15 protein-coding genes are annotated in these 15,470 nt (G+C 61.1%); 6 read left to right on the top strand and 9 right to left on the bottom strand.

Annotated elements, in window-relative coordinates:
- The 5 genes from KJA79_RS06050 (at position 1) to KJA79_RS06030 (ending at position 7,318) form a co-directional block, all read left to right on the top strand.
- On the top strand, positions 1-1,194 hold the full coding sequence (locus KJA79_RS06050) for a DNA polymerase Y family protein (RefSeq protein WP_213041083.1): 1,194 nt from the start codon (positions 1-3) through the stop codon (positions 1,192-1,194).
- A gap of 92 nt (positions 1,195-1,286) precedes the next feature.
- Positions 1,287-1,769, top strand: a complete 483-nt coding sequence (gene rfaE2, locus KJA79_RS06045; RefSeq protein WP_213041082.1) for a D-glycero-beta-D-manno-heptose 1-phosphate adenylyltransferase — start codon at positions 1,287-1,289, stop codon at positions 1,767-1,769.
- Between the two features lie 7 nt (positions 1,770-1,776).
- Complete coding sequence (gene mfd / locus KJA79_RS06040; protein ID WP_213041081.1) at positions 1,777-5,250, top strand: transcription-repair coupling factor; 3,474 nt, start codon at positions 1,777-1,779, stop codon at positions 5,248-5,250.
- 29 nt (positions 5,251-5,279) lie between these two features.
- The gene (locus tag KJA79_RS06035) at positions 5,280-6,176 is read left to right on the top strand and encodes a peptidylprolyl isomerase (RefSeq protein WP_213041080.1); all 897 of its coding nucleotides are present in this window, start codon (positions 5,280-5,282) and stop codon (positions 6,174-6,176) included.
- A gap of 110 nt (positions 6,177-6,286) precedes the next feature.
- Complete coding sequence (locus tag KJA79_RS06030) at positions 6,287-7,318, top strand: peptidylprolyl isomerase (RefSeq protein WP_213041079.1); 1,032 nt, start codon at positions 6,287-6,289, stop codon at positions 7,316-7,318.
- On the opposite strand, the gene yihA is transcribed toward KJA79_RS06030, so the two are convergent.
- Complete coding sequence (yihA, locus tag KJA79_RS06025) at positions 7,308-7,910, bottom strand: ribosome biogenesis GTP-binding protein YihA/YsxC (protein WP_213041078.1); 603 nt, start codon at positions 7,908-7,910, stop codon at positions 7,308-7,310. The two genes, KJA79_RS06030 and yihA, sit on opposite strands and share 11 nt — an antisense overlap.
- Before the next feature lie 100 nt (positions 7,911-8,010).
- On the opposite strand from yihA, the gene mtgA reads away from it, so the two are divergent.
- The gene (gene mtgA / locus KJA79_RS06020) at positions 8,011-8,790 is read left to right on the top strand and encodes a monofunctional biosynthetic peptidoglycan transglycosylase (protein ID WP_213041077.1); all 780 of its coding nucleotides are present in this window, start codon (positions 8,011-8,013) and stop codon (positions 8,788-8,790) included.
- Between the two features lie 26 nt (positions 8,791-8,816).
- Here mtgA and KJA79_RS06015 read toward each other — a convergent pair whose 3' ends face one another.
- The 8 genes from KJA79_RS06015 to KJA79_RS05980 all read right to left on the bottom strand — a co-directional run bounded on the left by KJA79_RS06015 (position 8,817) and on the right by KJA79_RS05980 (position 15,470).
- On the bottom strand, positions 8,817-9,245 hold the full coding sequence (locus tag KJA79_RS06015) for a VOC family protein (protein ID WP_213041076.1): 429 nt from the start codon (positions 9,243-9,245) through the stop codon (positions 8,817-8,819).
- Positions 9,246-9,261: 16 nt separating this feature from the next.
- Positions 9,262-10,224, bottom strand: a complete 963-nt coding sequence (locus tag KJA79_RS06010) for an isoaspartyl peptidase/L-asparaginase family protein (RefSeq protein ID WP_213041075.1) — start codon at positions 10,222-10,224, stop codon at positions 9,262-9,264.
- Positions 10,221-10,787: a hypothetical protein gene (locus KJA79_RS06005; protein WP_213041074.1), complete on the bottom strand. Its 567-nt coding sequence runs from the start codon at positions 10,785-10,787 to the stop codon at positions 10,221-10,223. The genes KJA79_RS06010 and KJA79_RS06005 overlap by 4 nt, the downstream gene beginning before the upstream one ends.
- 314 nt (positions 10,788-11,101) lie before the next feature.
- Positions 11,102-11,551 (bottom strand): D-aminoacyl-tRNA deacylase, encoded by a 450-nt coding sequence (gene dtd, locus KJA79_RS06000; RefSeq protein ID WP_213041073.1) that lies wholly within the window; start codon positions 11,549-11,551, stop codon positions 11,102-11,104.
- 202 nt (positions 11,552-11,753) lie between these two features.
- Positions 11,754-12,248 (bottom strand): methylated-DNA--[protein]-cysteine S-methyltransferase, encoded by a 495-nt coding sequence (locus KJA79_RS05995; RefSeq protein ID WP_213041072.1) that lies wholly within the window; start codon positions 12,246-12,248, stop codon positions 11,754-11,756.
- A 1-nt stretch (position 12,249) separates the two neighbouring features.
- Positions 12,250-13,878, bottom strand: coding sequence for a murein biosynthesis integral membrane protein MurJ (murJ, locus tag KJA79_RS05990; protein WP_213041071.1), 1,629 nt, complete (start codon positions 13,876-13,878; stop codon positions 12,250-12,252).
- Positions 13,879-13,936: 58 nt separating this feature from the next.
- Positions 13,937-14,599, bottom strand: a complete 663-nt coding sequence (locus KJA79_RS05985) for a TPM domain-containing protein (RefSeq protein ID WP_213041070.1) — start codon at positions 14,597-14,599, stop codon at positions 13,937-13,939.
- Positions 14,586-15,470: a TPM domain-containing protein gene (locus KJA79_RS05980; RefSeq protein ID WP_213041069.1), complete on the bottom strand. Its 885-nt coding sequence runs from the start codon at positions 15,468-15,470 to the stop codon at positions 14,586-14,588. Before KJA79_RS05980 ends, KJA79_RS05985 begins: the two co-directional genes overlap by 14 nt.

Raw genomic sequence — 15,470 nt, 5'->3', positions numbered from 1 at the left:
ATGTCCGCACGATGGACCCGCCAAATTCTCTTTGGTGACATCGACGCGATGTTTGCCTCCGCCGCGGTACTCGCCGACCCCTCGCTCGCCGGGAAACCGGTTGCGGTCGGCGGCCCACCGCCGCGTGGCATCATTGCCGCCGCCAGTTACGCCGTCAGGCGGTTCGGCGTTCGATCCGCCATGCCGACCATTCAGGCCATGCGCCTCTGCCCCCAATTGATTCTGGTGCCGCCCAATCGCCCGCTGTATGCACGTCTCCACCGCCAACTGCAGGACATCACGACCCGCTTCTTTCCTGAAACCGAATGGACCAGTATTGATGAATTTTACACGGACACCACCAGACTGCAGACGCGCCATCCCGATCCCCGGGCCTTGGGACTGGCCCTCAAAGCCGCCATCCTCGACACGACCGGATTGACCTGCACGATCGCCCTGGCTTCCGGAAAAACCGTCGCCAAGATCGCCGCCGATGCCTACAAACCCGACGGGCTGGCCGTGATTGAACCAGGGTCAGAGGCAGCCTTTCTTGCTCCGCTGCCGATTCGTTCCTTACCCGGGATGGGGCCGAAATCCACGGAGGCCGTCGAACGCCTCGGGGTGCATACGGTCGGCGATCTGCTGGCGCCGCGTTTTACACCATCGCTCATGCGTCTGGTCGGCACGCGTCTGGCTGCGTTGCAATCTCTCGCCCGCGGCCTCGATTCGGACCCCGTGGTGCCGGACCGTGAGGCCAAGAGCGTGAGCCATGAGACGACCTTCGAAGAAGATACGAACGATCCGGCCATCCTGGAACCGATCGTCCACGGGTTTCTTGAAACGCTCGCACACGATCTCCGGCGGGAAGGGCTGGCTGCCGGCGCTTTCACGGTGAAACTGAAAGATTCGCACTTTCACATCACGACGCGGCAACGGAAGTTCGCGACGCCGCTAAATTATGATCCCGACATGTGGCCGGACATTCGCCTTGCGCTCACCGATCTTGTACAGCCGCGATCACGCTACCGTCTGGTCGGACTCGGCCTGTCGGACCTCGCGCCGGCTCCGGAACCACTCTTCGACCGGCGCCAACGCGACGCGGTCGCGGTGCTCGACCAATTGATCGAGCGGCACGGCACCGGCGTGATTCGCCTTGGGGGATTACCGCAGGGCAAGGACAGCGCTGCGACCCGCCCACGCCGCACGAAAGAGTAGTTCGTCCGGCGCGGCGAGGTCATCATGGTTTCGAGGTGGCGGACTTTTTCCCCATCCTGTTAAGATGCACTTCTGAATCGACGCACAACATCATGCCCACAAAAGTGACCACACGAGAAGAACTGGCTTCCCTTCTGGCCGACCACCGTCGGCAGCATCACCGCGTCGTCTTCACGAACGGCTGCTTCGACCTCATGCATATCGGCCATGTTCGCTATCTGCAGGCAGCCCGCGATCTCGGTGAGGTGCTCGTCGTCGGGGTGAATTCCGATGCCTCTGTACGCGCCTTGAGCAAAGGCCCTGGTCGCCCCATCGTGCCCGATGCCCAGCGGGCCGAGGTCCTCGCGGCATTGGCCTGTGTGGACTACGTGGTGATTTTTCCCGAGCCGGATCCTGGTGCTCTGATTGCGTCCCTTCAGCCGGATATTCTGGTCAAGGGCGGCGACTGGCCGATCGACCGGATCGTGGGCCGTGACACGGTCGAAGCGCGCGGCGGACGCGTCCAAACCATCCCGCTCGTCCCCGGTGTCTCAACCACCACACTCGTACAACGCATTCGCGCCACCAACGCCTAAGGATCCCGTGCCGCCTGTCACGCCATTGCATCTCACGACCTGGCTCGCGCCTGTGCGAGAAGCCCTTCATACCGGGTCGGGTAAACCCTGTCTCATGGGCCTGCACGGCTCGACGACCGGCTTCGGCCTCGCGCTGCTTACACAGAGCGTGCCCTCGCAACCGCTGGCGGACCGCTCCTGGCTGGTCGTCACCAAGACCGACGACGAGGCGGAGCGCCTCTATCGAGACACGCTCTTTTATCGAACCCTGTGCGGACAATCAGGGGATGACCTCGCGCTCTTCCCGAAGTGGGAAACCTTGCCCTATGAATCGACCGTCCCTCACATCGATTTGGTAGCCCGCCGCATGCAGACGCTGCACCGGCTCTGCACGACCGCCCGCACGGTGCTGTTTACCTCCGTTCCGGCGTTGACCCAGCGCGTGCTGCCGGCGCTGGTCTTCACCGATGCCCTGCTCTGCTTCCAACCCAACGGCTCATTGGAACGGGAGACGCTCGTGTCCGGCCTGCTGCGCCTGGGCTATCGCAAAGGGTCAGTCGTGGAAATTCCCGGCGAGTTCAGCATCCGCGGCGGGATCGTCGATATCTACTCGACCGCGTATCCCGATCCACTGCGTGTGGAATTTCTCGGCGACACCATCGAATCGATCCGCTTTTTCGATCCGGCCACACAAAAATCGACCGACAAGATCAAGCAGGCCTGGGTGTTGCCCGCGCGTGAGCTCATTCGCTCAGAAGACGCGCCCGATGCCCTTGCGCCACTCGGCGCCGATGCCGAATGGCACGCCCCGTCCGTCTACGGCGCAATGGATAGCCTGCTGGATTATTTCCCGCAGCCCCCGGTGCTGGTGCTGGATCAACCCACTACCCTCAAGGCTCACACGGCCGAATGTTGGCAGGTGGTCGAAGAGGGCTTCCTCCGTCATGAAGATCGCTCCGACCCGAACCCGTATCCGACGCCGGATCAGCTCTATCTCACCTGGGATCAGATTCTCGCCGCGACGAACGGGTATGCGATGCTCGCCCTTGAGCCGGTCACCGCCCCGGACGCGAGTTGGGAGCCGGTGATCACCTGTCCCGCGCAAACCCCGGCGAGTGTGGGACTCGGCCAGCGCGGCACCGCCTTCAGCCATACGTTGGAAGTGCTCGACCGTTTGCGCGAAGGCGGCCCGGTCGTCTTGGTCGCACGCAGCCAAGGCCAGGTCGGCCGATTGCTCGCGCTGTTCGGCGAGCATGACCGGCCGGCGGTGGAATGGAAACCTTCCGCCCTGTCCGCCGGCGGCGCACAGAAGGCGCCGTTCTCGGTCTTGAACGGCGACGTGTCCGCCGGCTTCCTTTCGCCTGAGCTGCGCCTGGTCGTGCTGACCGAGGAAGAACTGTTTGCGAAGGGTACCCGCCACAAGCCGCAACACAAAAGCAAGGCCGCCACCTTCCTCTCGTCATTGGAGGATCTGAACGTCGGCGATTTTGTCGTACACGTGCAGTACGGCATCGCGAAATATCAGGGGTTGCGCCGTCTCTCCGTGCAGGACTTCGACAGCGATTTTCTGGTGCTCGAATTCGCCGGAACGGACAAACTCTATGTGCCGCTCGACCGGTTGAATCAAGTTCAACGGTATGCAGGCGCCGACGCGCATGTGCCTCGACTCGACCGGCTCGGCGGGACCAGTTGGGCGAAAACGACGGCGAAGGTCAAGAAAGACATCGAAGAAATGGCGCATGAGCTCGTCGATCTCTACGCCAACCGGGAATTGGTCCATCGCACGTCGTACGGCAAAGACAGCACGCTCTACCATGAGTTCGAGGCCGCCTTCGAATATGAAGAAACGCCCGACCAGCGGAAGGCGATCGAGGACATCACCCACGACCTAGCCTCGACAAAACCAATGGATCGCCTGGTCTGCGGCGATGTGGGCTACGGCAAGACCGAGGTCGCCATGCGGGCCGCCTTCAAGGCCGTTGAAGAAAACAGGCAGGTCGCCGTGCTGGTGCCCACTACCCTCCTCGCCCATCAGCATTACGACAATTTCGTGGAGCGGTTCGCCCCCTTCCCGACCCGTGTGGCGCTGATTTCCCGCTTTCAGTCTCCGAAGGAGACGAAAGCCATCATCAAGGACACGGCGGCCGGCCTGGTCGACATCTTGATCGGGACCCACCGGCTCCTCCAAAAGGACGTGCAGTTCCGCAACCTCGGGCTGGTGATCATCGACGAGGAGCAATGGTTCGGGGTCAAGCACAAGGAGCGCCTCAAGCAGTTGCGCACGCAGGTCGACGTCTTGACTCTGACGGCCACGCCGATTCCTCGCACGCTGCAAATGACCATGACGAGCGTGCGCGACCTGTCGATCATCAACACCCCGCCGTCCGGACGACTGGCGATCCGCACGCAAGTGCTTCGCTTCAGCGAAAAGGCCATCCGCGAAGCGATTCTCCGCGAGCTCGGCCGCGGCGGACAGACCTACTTCGTCCACAATCGCGTGGAGACCATGGAGCGGATGGGCGCCTGGCTCCAGGAATTGGTGCCGGAGGCGCGCATCGTCATGGCGCACGGCCAGATGGATTCCAAACCCTTGGAAGCCGTCATGCTGAAATTCTTCCACCGGGAGGCGGACATTTTGATTGCGTCCGCGATCATTCAATCCGGCATCGACGTGCCGACGGCCAATACGATCATCGTCAATCGCGCCGACACGTTTGGCCTGGCCCAGCTGTATCAGCTGCGCGGCCGGGTGGGACGGGGCGGCGAGCAAGCCTACGCCTATTTCCTCGTACCGGATGAAGGCAACCTGTCGGAGGATGCGCAAAAGCGGCTCACGGCCATCCAGCAATTTACCGAACTGGGATCGGGTTTTCGCATCGCCGCGGCAGACCTGGAAATTCGCGGAGCAGGCAATCTGCTCGGCAAACAGCAATCAGGCCACATCGCCGCCATCGGTCTCGATCTCTACCTGCAAATGGTCGAACAGGCCGTGCAACGCTTGAAAGGCCAAGTGGTGGAGGAGGAGCCGGATCCGGAACTGCGACTCAGTGTCTCCGCCTACATTCCCGAGGATTACGTGGCCGATAGTCATCAACGCCTGTCACTCTACAAACGCCTGTCGTCCTGCGGCCAACTCGGTGACCTGGCCCTCTTGCACGGAGAGATCGAAGACCGCTATGGCCATCCACCGGATCCGGTCGAGCGACTGTTCGAACTCATGCAGATCCGCCTCCTGGCCAAACAGTTGCGCCTGAGCTCCGTGGTTGAGCAGCCGCACGCCGTCGTGATCACCTTCGATCCCAAGGCCAAGGTGTCGGAAATCGCCGTGCAAACGCTCATGGACCGATACAAGCGTCGATTACGATTCTTGTCGCCGCTGTCGTTTGAACTCCAGATGCCGCATGACGACTGGAGTTTGGTCTTTCCAGAACTCAACGCAACCTTGCAAACCCTCCACGTCTGTGGTACCAACAACCAAGGGCCGAAGACAGGCTCACCCTGATCCTCGCACAGGATGCATTCCCCGACCGCATGACGTCACGGCAGACCACTCATCATTCGCATCGGCACCTTCGACTGACCGGCGCCGCGTTGGCATTCTACGCACTCGGCTCGCTGTCCGGCTGTGCGGAACCGCCGCAGGAAGAGCCGGTGATCGCCATGATCAACGGACGCTCCATTACTCAAGCCGAATTCGATATCCGGTGGGAGGAACTGTCCCAGGCCACCCGCGCACGTTACGAAAAAGAGGGCGGGAAACGCCGGTTCCTCGATGAATTGATCATGCGCGAGTTGCTGATGCAGGAGGCGCGCAAGCAGGGGATCGATCAATCGGATGACATCCGCGAGAAGACGTTGCGGTACCGCGAACAGTTGATTCTTGATGAATTGCTGAAGGACCGGATCAAGACGAAGGTCGAGATCTCCAAAGAAGAGTTGGATGCGTACCTCGAAAAACATGCCAACCAACTTCTGGCCAATCCCAAGGTGCAGGTCTCGGTCATGCTGCTGCCGAACGTCTACGCGGCCAGAGACCTCAAACGTCAGGTGGAAGCCGGCGGTAACTTCACCCGCTTCGCCCTGCGGTATTCGATCGACGAGCGAAGCCGCGCCAAGGGCGGAGACCTGGGACCCTATCGCAAAGGCTTGCTGGAGCCGGAACTCGATGCCTTGATTCCTTCCATGCACCCCGGGGTGCTGAGCGATCCGATCAAGACCGACAAGGGTTACTACCTCATGAAGGTCAGTCCGCTGGAGCCGGAAATTCTGCAGGCGGATCAAGCCACCCGCGAACGCCTCCGGCAGGAATTGCTGGCCGAAAAGCGCCGCAAGCGGCTGGACGACGTGTTCGCCGAGCTCCGCACCGGCGCGACGATCCGCATGGCCGACGCCGCTCGTTACGTGACGGATGAACCAGGGCGCCAGTAATCCGGCACGCATCGGCCCTACGCACATTCTTTGTTCTGACGATTCCCTCCTGTGCTTCGTAACAACGCTCCCCTTCTGAAGTCTCGATTGTGTACAATCCCACTACCTGTATGAATCACCGATTGCATGTCGTCTCGACGCGTCTCCGCGCCATATTGCGCATGTCCGCCGGCACCAGGCCGGATTCCGCTCCGTGGACCCGCCCGCTTATCGGCTGGCTTGTCACCGGTCTCCTGCTCGGTGTCTGTGCCGTCACGCCCCTGACCCATCCCGCAGAAGCCGCCAAACTGGAAGACCGCATCGTGGCCGTCGTCAATTCCGATCTGATCATGTGGTCGGAACTCAAGCGCGACCTGCTGCCCGACCAGGAGCGTCTGCGCAAACTGTATAAGGGCGAGGAGCTGGAACGCCGCCTCAAGACGGCCGAGGCCATCGCTGTCACAAAAATGATCGAGCGCAAACTGCAGCTGCAAGCCGCCAAGAACAAGGGTGTGGATGTGTCCGATCAGGAAGTCGCGCAGGCGATGGAAGAAATGAAGAAGCAGGGGGAAGCGCTCAACAGCACCGACCCGAACACCGCCAGGAACGTCCGCGAGCAACTGACGTTGATGCGTGTGGTGGACCGCGAAGTGCGCGGCTTGATCATGGTCGCCGAGTCGGAGATGAAGCGATACTACCAGGAGCACCAGGATCGTTTTGCCTATCCTGAGGAATATCAGTTGAGCCAAATCCTCATCAAGCCGCGCACGCCGGACGGGCTCTCGGCCGCCCAGGGGCGGGCAGAAGCACTCCTGGCCACCCTGAAACAGGGCGAACCTTTTGAGGATCTGGCGATTCGCTTTTCCGACGGAGCGGACGCCTCACGCGGCGGTCGATTGGGACTGGTCCGGCAAGGTGAGTTGATTCCGGCGCTGGAACAGGCCCTCACCTCGCTGCAAGTGGGACAGGTGACGGGCATCGTGGAGACGGCGGAAGGACTGCACATCGTGCGCGTCGACGACAAAAAGCCGCGCCAGTTTCGACCCTTCGAACAGGTCAAGGCCGAAATCCAAACCCTGGTCTTTCAGCAAAAGACCGAGGATCAATATCAGATCTGGATGGCCGACCTCAAAAACAAGGCATACATCGAAATTAAGTTTTAAACTGCGTGCGAATCTCCCCCCACAAGGCATCCCGCCCTTCATGCGTTTCCGCGGAATAGAGCAGGATCGGTACTTCCGGGCCCAATCCGCAGGCATTGCGCACGGCGGCGACGGCCGGCTTCCGCTCGCTCTGCCGCAATTTGTCGGCCTTGGTCAGGACGATGATGAGGCCGCAGCCAAGCGACTGGACCCATTGCACGGTCATGACATCCTGCGGCATCCACACCCGCGACTCGATCAGCAGAATGATTGCGCCGAGGGATTGGCGCTGTTCCAGATATTGCTCGATCATCGGCCCCCACTGTGCCCGCATGGTTTTGGACACTTTGGCATAGCCGTAACCGGGCAAGTCCACCAGCGACAACAGCGGCAGATGCTGGTCGGACGTGCGCACCGTGAAAAAGTTGATAGCCCGGGTTTTTCCCGGAGTCTTGCTGACCTTGGCCAGCTTCTTTCGATGCAGCAGGGAATTGATCAGCGACGACTTACCGACATTCGATCGACCGACAAACGCGATCTCCGGCAAGCGGTCGGCAGGAAACTGTTCTGGGGACACGGAACTTTTGATAAACTCGGCGCCAAGTAGTTTCATCGTAATTGAATGGCAGGGCGATGTGGACGGCCCCTTCTGATCCGTCGATTCGCAACAGATCGGTCAGGCTTCTTGTCTCCACATAGATAGAGTGTAGGGAATGAGCAAGTCAACAGGCAGTCGATTTGGCCGGATACTGCTGTGGGTCACCGCGTTGATCGGGCTGCCCGCCGCCGCCTTGGCCCTGTACTGGCTGGTGACGCTCCCCGACGTCTCCCGCCTCGCGAAACACCATCCCACGGAAACGGCTTTGATGGAAGCCCGCCGGGCTCAGGCCAAGGAGCAGGGGCATCCGTTGCATATCAAGTATGCCTGGGTGCCGCTGTCGCGCATTGCACCCGCGCTGCAGCGAGCTGTTGTCGCCGCGGAAGATGCCTCGTTCTTCGCCCATGAAGGGTTCGACTGGGAAGGCATCAAGGATGCCGCGCTCTACAACCTGGAGGTCGGGGAGTTCAAGCGCGGCGGTAGCACCATCACCCAGCAGCTGGCGAAAAATCTCTACCTCTCATCCGAACGGTCCTTGTTGCGAAAAGCCCGGGAGGCGTTGATCACACGATCTCTGGAACACCATCTGACCAAAGAGCAGATTCTGGAGCTGTACCTCAACGTCGCCGAATGGGGGCAGGGGGTCTTCGGGGCCGAAGCCGCAGCGCGGCATCATTTCGGAAAATCTGCGAAAGAGCTCAGCGTGGAAGAGGCGGCTCTGCTGGCGGCGATTCTGCCGTCACCTCGACGGTACGACCCGATTCGGCACACGGCCTATCTGAATCGACGACAACGGCACATCGTCCGTTGGCTGGAGCGTGGAGGCAGCCGGAAAGCAGGCTCCGTCAACCGAAGCCCTTCGGAGCCCCTCGAAGTGGTTCCTGTGGAGGAGTGAGCCACCCACCGGGATCGATGCCTGTGCTACTTGGACTCGCCGACTGAGGCGTAGTCCTGTTCTCCGAAGATCGCCGACTCGTGGACGTAATACTTAAATTCGAGCAGATTTCCTGATGGGTCCTCTAGGAAAAACGTGCGGTGCTCAATCCGTGTCCCGGGAAAGCGACGGCGTGGCTGCTGATAAAACGTGAGGTGGTTGGCCTGCGCACGATCGGCTAACGCCTGCCATTCCTCCTCCTGCGTCAACACCAGCCCGAAATGCCGGGGATAAATGCCCTTTTGCCGATGGATCTCCTCCGGGCAGAGATGGGCGACGATTTGATGACCGGCGAGTCCGAGCATCGCAGCCGTGGAGGATTCCCGCCCGAGCGCGCAACCCAGACCGTCGACATAAAACCGTTTGGCCGCCGCCAAATCGTGAACGGGAAACGCGAGGTGAAACAGTGCGGGCATGGTTGGGCTCCTTTCTTTACTCAATCACATCTGTATGGCGCGACACAAACCGGCTACGCACAAACGGTCGGCCACCACGCCCGATGACCCCGGCCGCCATGTGCGGCGTACTGTGGCGAATGGCGAATCGGCCATCAGGCGACAACACCAACACCCCGGCCGCGCCGTGGACGCGCTGTACCACCTTACGGAGCACCCGGGTGGCTGCCACGGTCGGACTCACGCCGGCGGCGAGACAATCGGTGATCTCCTTGGCCACAGCCACACGGATGATGCTCTCTCCCAATCCCGTCATCGAGACGGCACCGGCGTCGTTGTCGGCGTAGACCCCGCAGCCGATCAAGGGCGTATCGCCCACCCGGCCGGGCAACATGACATCCACGCCACCGGTCGAAGCCCCCGCAGCGACGGTGCCCGACAGATCCAGCGCCACCGCCCCCACCGTTTCTTTCCCCAGACTCCTTGCCCGAAGGCGGCCGGTTTTTAGAATCGCCTGGTGCAAGCGCACTGTGCGACTCACCCCGGCGCGCGGTCGGAGTTGCCGAGGTTGGGGGCCAACCGTTGCTTTGGCACGGGGGATGCGCTCCAATCCGAAATAGCGGGCGAAGCGGGACGCCGACTGTCCGACCAGCAGCACATGCGCGGTCTGTTCCATCACCAGCCTGGCAGCCGTCACCGGATGGACAATACCCTCGATGGACGCCACGGCCCCGGCTCGCAAGTCATGGCCCTCCATGATCGACGCATCCATACGGCACACGCCGTCGAGTTGCCGGTTCGAACCGCGCCCGGCATTAAACAGTCCGGAATCTTCCAGTCGGCGAATCGCTTCCTCAACGACTGAAAGTGCGGGTTTCCCGGCCATGAGCAAATGATGCCCCTCGGCCAGGGCGGCCTCAAGGCACTCCGCTTGGACGGCGGTCATGGCGCGGCGCCCCGCGCCACCATGGATGAGAAGGGTCGGTCGTGTACGTGTCAATTCAGCAGCAAGTCTTTCACGCGGCGGCAGGTGGGATCTTGCATACGATCCAAATCCGAGCGGACGAATCCTAATCCGGTCACGCAGAGCTCAAAGTTTTCCGACAACTTTCTAAACAAAGGCGAGTCCTGTTGCGGGTCGACACTGCCGTACTCCGCGACCAGCCCATACGAGCGTTTGCCCGTCTTCACATAATCCACCAGGAAATCTTTGTGGTAGATGCGACCGACCGTCTTGAGCCGGCGGAGGTATTCAGGAAAGAGCCCCGTCATGAACAGGGTAAAGTCGCCAATGTGCCGATGCACATCGCGCTCTCGCTCGAACGAGTGCGCGCCCAAGAGCACTTCGGATTCGAACAGCATGTCGACGACCGAATCGACCGCGCGGCCCTGGGTATTCTGGATTTTGTAGAGTTGATCGCTGTGCGCGAACTCGACGAGCAGGTTGGAGAGATACTCGGTGACATTCAGATCCGGCCACCCGAGGTGTTCAGTGAAACTCTTTTCCGTCAATGCACCGAAGAGCTGGCGGAGTGGATGGCTGCGAGAAACGGGACTTCCCATCTCAACCTCCCGGGCAATCCCTGCCCTTTGCAGGTAGTATAACAGACCAGACTCAAACCAAACGGACTTTCTCCCTGCTTCTCTATCGGCATCCGCACGGAAGACTTAACAGGATGCTGAAAAAGTCCACCAGCGGCGTTCTCACATCGCTCAGAGGCTCAACGTACCACACGGGTACGCCTCGCCCCTTCGCATCGCTGCGCCTGGCTGGACGGTCTTTTTGAGCACCCTGTGGATCTTTCATCATCACATAACCAGTCGATGTGCCGATGAGGCAAAGGAAATACCATTCATCGCCGGCTATGCTCATGGACTCACGATCCCCGACGACTGTCCAACAGAAACGTCACCGGCCCATCATTCAGGAGTTCCACCTGCATATGAGCACCGAACACACCTGTTTCCACCTTCACTCCGGCCGAGCGAAGGCGAGTCACCGCCTGCTCATACCATCTCCGCGCCTCGTCCGGCGGGGCCGCGTGATCGAACCCCGGGCGACGCCCCTTTGTGGTATCACCAAGCAACGTGAACTGAGACACGAGCAGGATCGCGCCGCCGACCTCAGTCAAAGATCGGTTCATTTTTCCTTGCTCATCGGCAAAGATCCTGAGCGTATGAAGCTTGTCGACTACGTGCAGCAGATCACGCTCCTCGTCGCCTTTGGCTATACCCAACAACACCAGGAGACCGACACCAATACGGCCGACGGTGTGTCCCTCTACCTCGACGGAGGCTCGTGTCACACGTTGAATAACTGCCTTCATGGGAACAGACCAGCCTTGTGATGCATGGGGGATGTCTTGTTCGTCTTGAATGGGCCGGGGAGGCGAGCCCGCATTATTCGTGACGGTTCGTCACGAAATCGCTGAGCCGCGTCGCGAAACTGGCGCGCGGAGCCCGGCGGCCGGAGGCTCGTCGCAGCGGCGGATCGGCGATGGCAGTGGAAGCGCTCATGAACACTGTGGGCTAGGACAGGAGTTGATCAAGCGTCCCTTCCAGTTTGAGGAGACGCCGTTTCAGCGGCAACCCGCAGGAAAACCCGCCCAACGATCCATCATGCGCCACGATCCGATGACAGGGCACCACGATGGGTACCGGATTCGCCCCCAGGGCCATCCCCACGGCTCTCGCATACTGTTTCCCACCGACCCGCACGGCAACCCATTGATAGGAGCGCAGCCGGCCGTAGGGAATCTTGGTGATCGCTCGCCACACGTTTCGTTGGAACGTCGTTCCCGCCGACCAATCCACCGGGAGCGAAAACTCACGCCTCGCCCCATCCAGGTAGGCCAATAGCTGTCGCTTCGCCTCCTCCACAATGGCACCGGCAGGATCATCTCCCACTGGTCCCGACTCGCTCACGCGGGCCGAAGGAGACAGGTCGATCGAGGTCAATCCCTTCTCTGAGGCGGTGATCGTCACCCAGCCCCAAGGTGTCTTGAACGTGCTGGCCTGCGTCATGTCATCCTGCGCCGAATTTCCGTGCGACTCGCCCGAGTTTTCGTTTCACCATTCCTAATACCACGTCCAGTTCCTCCGACCCAAGCACCAGATGCACCCCGAGATAGGCCGTGATGCTCAGTCCGATACCGCCGAAGAGCATGGCGGACTTCAGGATCCAGCCGCCGCTCTCCGTCCACAGTGAAGCACCCGCGATCCATAAGCAGATCGCGACCATCGGAATGCAGGCGCCCAGCACCCGAGCGACCGATCGCAATACGGCCTCCCAAGCGACACGCCCCAGTCGGCGATGGAGGACCCCGACAAGAATGCTCCCGTTCAGCATAGACGCCAAGGCCGTGGCCAACGCCAAGCCCGCGGCGCCCAAGAGAGTCATCAGCCAGAGCGACAGGAGAATATTGGCCATGACGGCGATGCCCGCCGTGATCGCCGGCGTCCTCGTATCCTGCAACGAATAAAATGCGGACACAATAATCCGTACCCCGGCGAAGGCCCAGAGTCCGACGGCGTAACACAACAGCGCCGTGGCCGTGGCCAGCGTGTCTGCCTGCGTAAACGATCCATGCTCGAACACCAGATGCACGATCGGATAACGCAGAAGAATCAATCCCACCATGGCCGGCAGGATGATGAAAAAAATCATCCTGAGTCCGAACCCAATCGTCGTCCGTAACTCGTCGAGCGCCCCGCGGGCGGCCTGGGCGGAAAGGGTCGGCAGAATCGCCGTCGCCAGCGCCACCCCGAAAATGCCGAGCGGAAACTGGATCAGCCGCATGCCGTAGAACAAATAGGTCGGACCGCCGGGGAAATACGACGCGAGAATCGTGCTGACGGTGATATTAATCTGCGTCACCGACAATCCCAGCAGCGAAGGCACCATCAACAACCCGATGCGTTTCACACCGGGATGGCCGGGATTGAACCGCCAGCCGAACAGCATGCCGCGGCCCTTCAAGCCGGGGAGCTGCATCGCAAATTGAGCCAGCCCGCCGACCACGATGCCGATCGCCACTCCAATAATAGGTTCTGGTAGCCAAGGCGCCAGGAACAGCATGCAAGCAATGGTGAAGACATTGAAGAAGACCGGCGAGAAAGCCGGGGCGGCAAAGGCCCGCAACGAATTGAGAATCCCCATGGCGAGCGCGGCCAGACTGATGAAAATCAGGTAGGGAAACATCACCTGGGTCAACAGGCTCGTCAACGCCAACTTGTCGGGGCTTTCGCGAAATCCTGGGGCGAGGAGCCACACGATACCGGGTGCGGCCAGAATCCCGAGCAACGTAACGGCGGTGACGATCGTGAGCAGCGTCGTGAACGTGGCGCTGGCCAGTTCCCAGGCGTCCCGTTTGGCTTTCAGAGTGTAGTATTCGGTAAAAACCGGAATGAAGGCCGCCGACATCGACCCTTCTGCAAACAATTCCCGTAACAAATTGGGAACCCGATAGGCGACGAAAAATGCGTCCGCCGCCGGGGTCGCACCGAAAAGTCTGGCCAACACCATATCCCGGACGAATCCGAGGATGCGGCTGGATAATGTGGCCACACCAATGAGGCCCGCCGCCTTGACGACGGAATGGGTCTCGTCCGAAGCTGGTCGAGATGGTTCAACAGGAGCGGCGGGATCCGACATTATCAGGGATTGTAACCAAACGCAGCGGAGCCGTCCATTCTCCGCGAAGAACCGGCCATCAGAGATCCTGGATCACATCGTTGGACAATTCGTTCGGATTATCTCCGCTACGAGGGGGACACACAGGCGCCAAGAGTCTTCCGCTCGCCTCGATTCCACGACACAACCCGCCAGCGAGATCCCCGGCCCTCAAACGCTCGACCATCACCCCTGTCACGTCCTGCCACTGCTCAGTCGACACCCGATCGCGAAGGGCATGGTCGGCCAGCACGTAGACCTGACGCTCAAGCCAAGACACCATCAGCAACAATCCGGTCCGTTCACGCGTGCGCGTGAGTCCATGCTGGGCGAACGCCCGCTCCGCGCGCAATTGCACTTTGTGCCGCATCCGTTCATGGGACGTGAAGAGGCGCAACACGGGCGGCCACCGCCCGATCCATGAGCCGCCGGCGTAGGCGGCCAGCGCCGCCCCCAGCAACCACACCGCATTGGCGGCATGCCATCCCCAGGGCAGCCAGACGCTGTCGATCGTGAGTAACGCGGTCAGCATCAGCGCGGCTGCCAGCAGACCTGCTCGATGGTGCGCCTCGCGGTACAGACCAGACCGCCCGACAATCATGGGGACAATCTCCGCGCTGGTCATCTGTTCGGCGGCATGCACCGCCGCCTCAATCCGTGCGCGCTCCTCATCGGTCAGTGCCGGCCGCTCACCAGTCGCCACTGGCACCTCCTCCTCCAAAATCCCCGCCGCCGCCGAATGACCCGCTCAGATCACCGCTTCCCCACCCTCCTCGCTGAGTGCTGAACCAGGTCTCATCGAACCCGCTGGTGCGACGCCCTCGCCTCGGCCCGACCGATAGCCCCCATCCACCCAACAGACTCACCAGCAACAGACTTAACCCGCCGGCGATGAGGGCGGGGACCAGCCACGGCGCCGCGACGAACGACAAACCACCGCCCACGACAGGCCCGAGGACTCGGTGGGCCCGGGAAAACAAGAGGCCGATCACCACGCCGACGATCACGGCCAACAAGACCTGCCCCAGCCTGTCACTATCTGAAGGGCTAACCGTAGGGCGTTCAGGAACATGGTAGGTCCCCTCGATGGTGCTTAACACAGCCCGCACCCCGACGGTGATACCCGCCGCAAACTCGCCGGTCCGAAACCGCGGCACGATTTCGTTTCTGATGATCTGAGCTGAGCGTGCGTCGGTCAAGGCCCCTTCAAGCCCATAGCCGACTTCCAGACGAACTTTTCGATCCTTGAGCGCCACGAGGAGCAAGACGCCGTTGTCCGTGCCCTTCCGACCCAGCTTCCAGGTCGTCGCCACGCGATGGGAAAAATCGAACAGCGGCTCGCCCTCCAGTGATGGCACAATCAGTACCACCACCTGGTTGGAGGTCTTCGCTTCATGAGCGCGGAGTTCTTGGCTCAATTGCTCGACTGTGGCAGGCGGCAAAACATGCGCCACATCGACCACAGGGCCGCTGAGCGAGGGAACGTCCAGCGCCAAGGCCGGAAGGCCGGGCATCAGCACGAGCCATACCCATCCGGCAAGGACAGCTTTCCTTACTCGGCCACACAGCCGCAT

It is taken from the genome of Nitrospira defluvii (assembly GCF_905220995.1).
In the GTDB taxonomy this organism is placed as follows: Bacteria; Nitrospirota; Nitrospiria; order Nitrospirales; family Nitrospiraceae; genus Nitrospira_A; species Nitrospira_A defluvii_C.
This window is presented reverse-complemented; position numbering and strand designations above follow the sequence as displayed.

Bases quoted from the DNA above. Each gene is read 5' to 3' on its own strand.
- KJA79_RS06015 (WP_213041076.1), bottom strand. From the start codon at position 9,245: ATGCCCGCACTGTTTCACCTCGCGTTTCCCGTTCACGATTTGGCGGCG.
- KJA79_RS06050 (WP_213041083.1), top strand. From the start codon at position 1: ATGTCCGCACGATGGACCCGCCAAATTCTCTTTGGTGACATCGACGCG.
- dtd (WP_213041073.1), bottom strand. From the start codon at position 11,551: ATGAAGGCAGTTATTCAACGTGTGACACGAGCCTCCGTCGAGGTAGAG.
- mtgA (WP_213041077.1), top strand. From the start codon at position 8,011: ATGAGCAAGTCAACAGGCAGTCGATTTGGCCGGATACTGCTGTGGGTC.
- murJ (WP_213041071.1), bottom strand. From the start codon at position 13,878: ATGTCGGATCCCGCCGCTCCTGTTGAACCATCTCGACCAGCTTCGGAC.
- yihA (WP_213041078.1), bottom strand. From the start codon at position 7,910: ATGAAACTACTTGGCGCCGAGTTTATCAAAAGTTCCGTGTCCCCAGAA.
- KJA79_RS06005 (WP_213041074.1), bottom strand. From the start codon at position 10,787: ATGGGAAGTCCCGTTTCTCGCAGCCATCCACTCCGCCAGCTCTTCGGT.
- rfaE2 (WP_213041082.1), top strand. From the start codon at position 1,287: ATGCCCACAAAAGTGACCACACGAGAAGAACTGGCTTCCCTTCTGGCC.
- KJA79_RS06035 (WP_213041080.1), top strand. From the start codon at position 5,280: ATGACGTCACGGCAGACCACTCATCATTCGCATCGGCACCTTCGACTG.
- KJA79_RS06030 (WP_213041079.1), top strand. From the start codon at position 6,287: ATGAATCACCGATTGCATGTCGTCTCGACGCGTCTCCGCGCCATATTG.
- KJA79_RS05980 (WP_213041069.1), bottom strand. From the start codon at position 15,470: ATGCGGCTGTGTGGCCGAGTAAGGAAAGCTGTCCTTGCCGGATGGGTA.
- KJA79_RS05995 (WP_213041072.1), bottom strand. From the start codon at position 12,248: ATGACGCAGGCCAGCACGTTCAAGACACCTTGGGGCTGGGTGACGATC.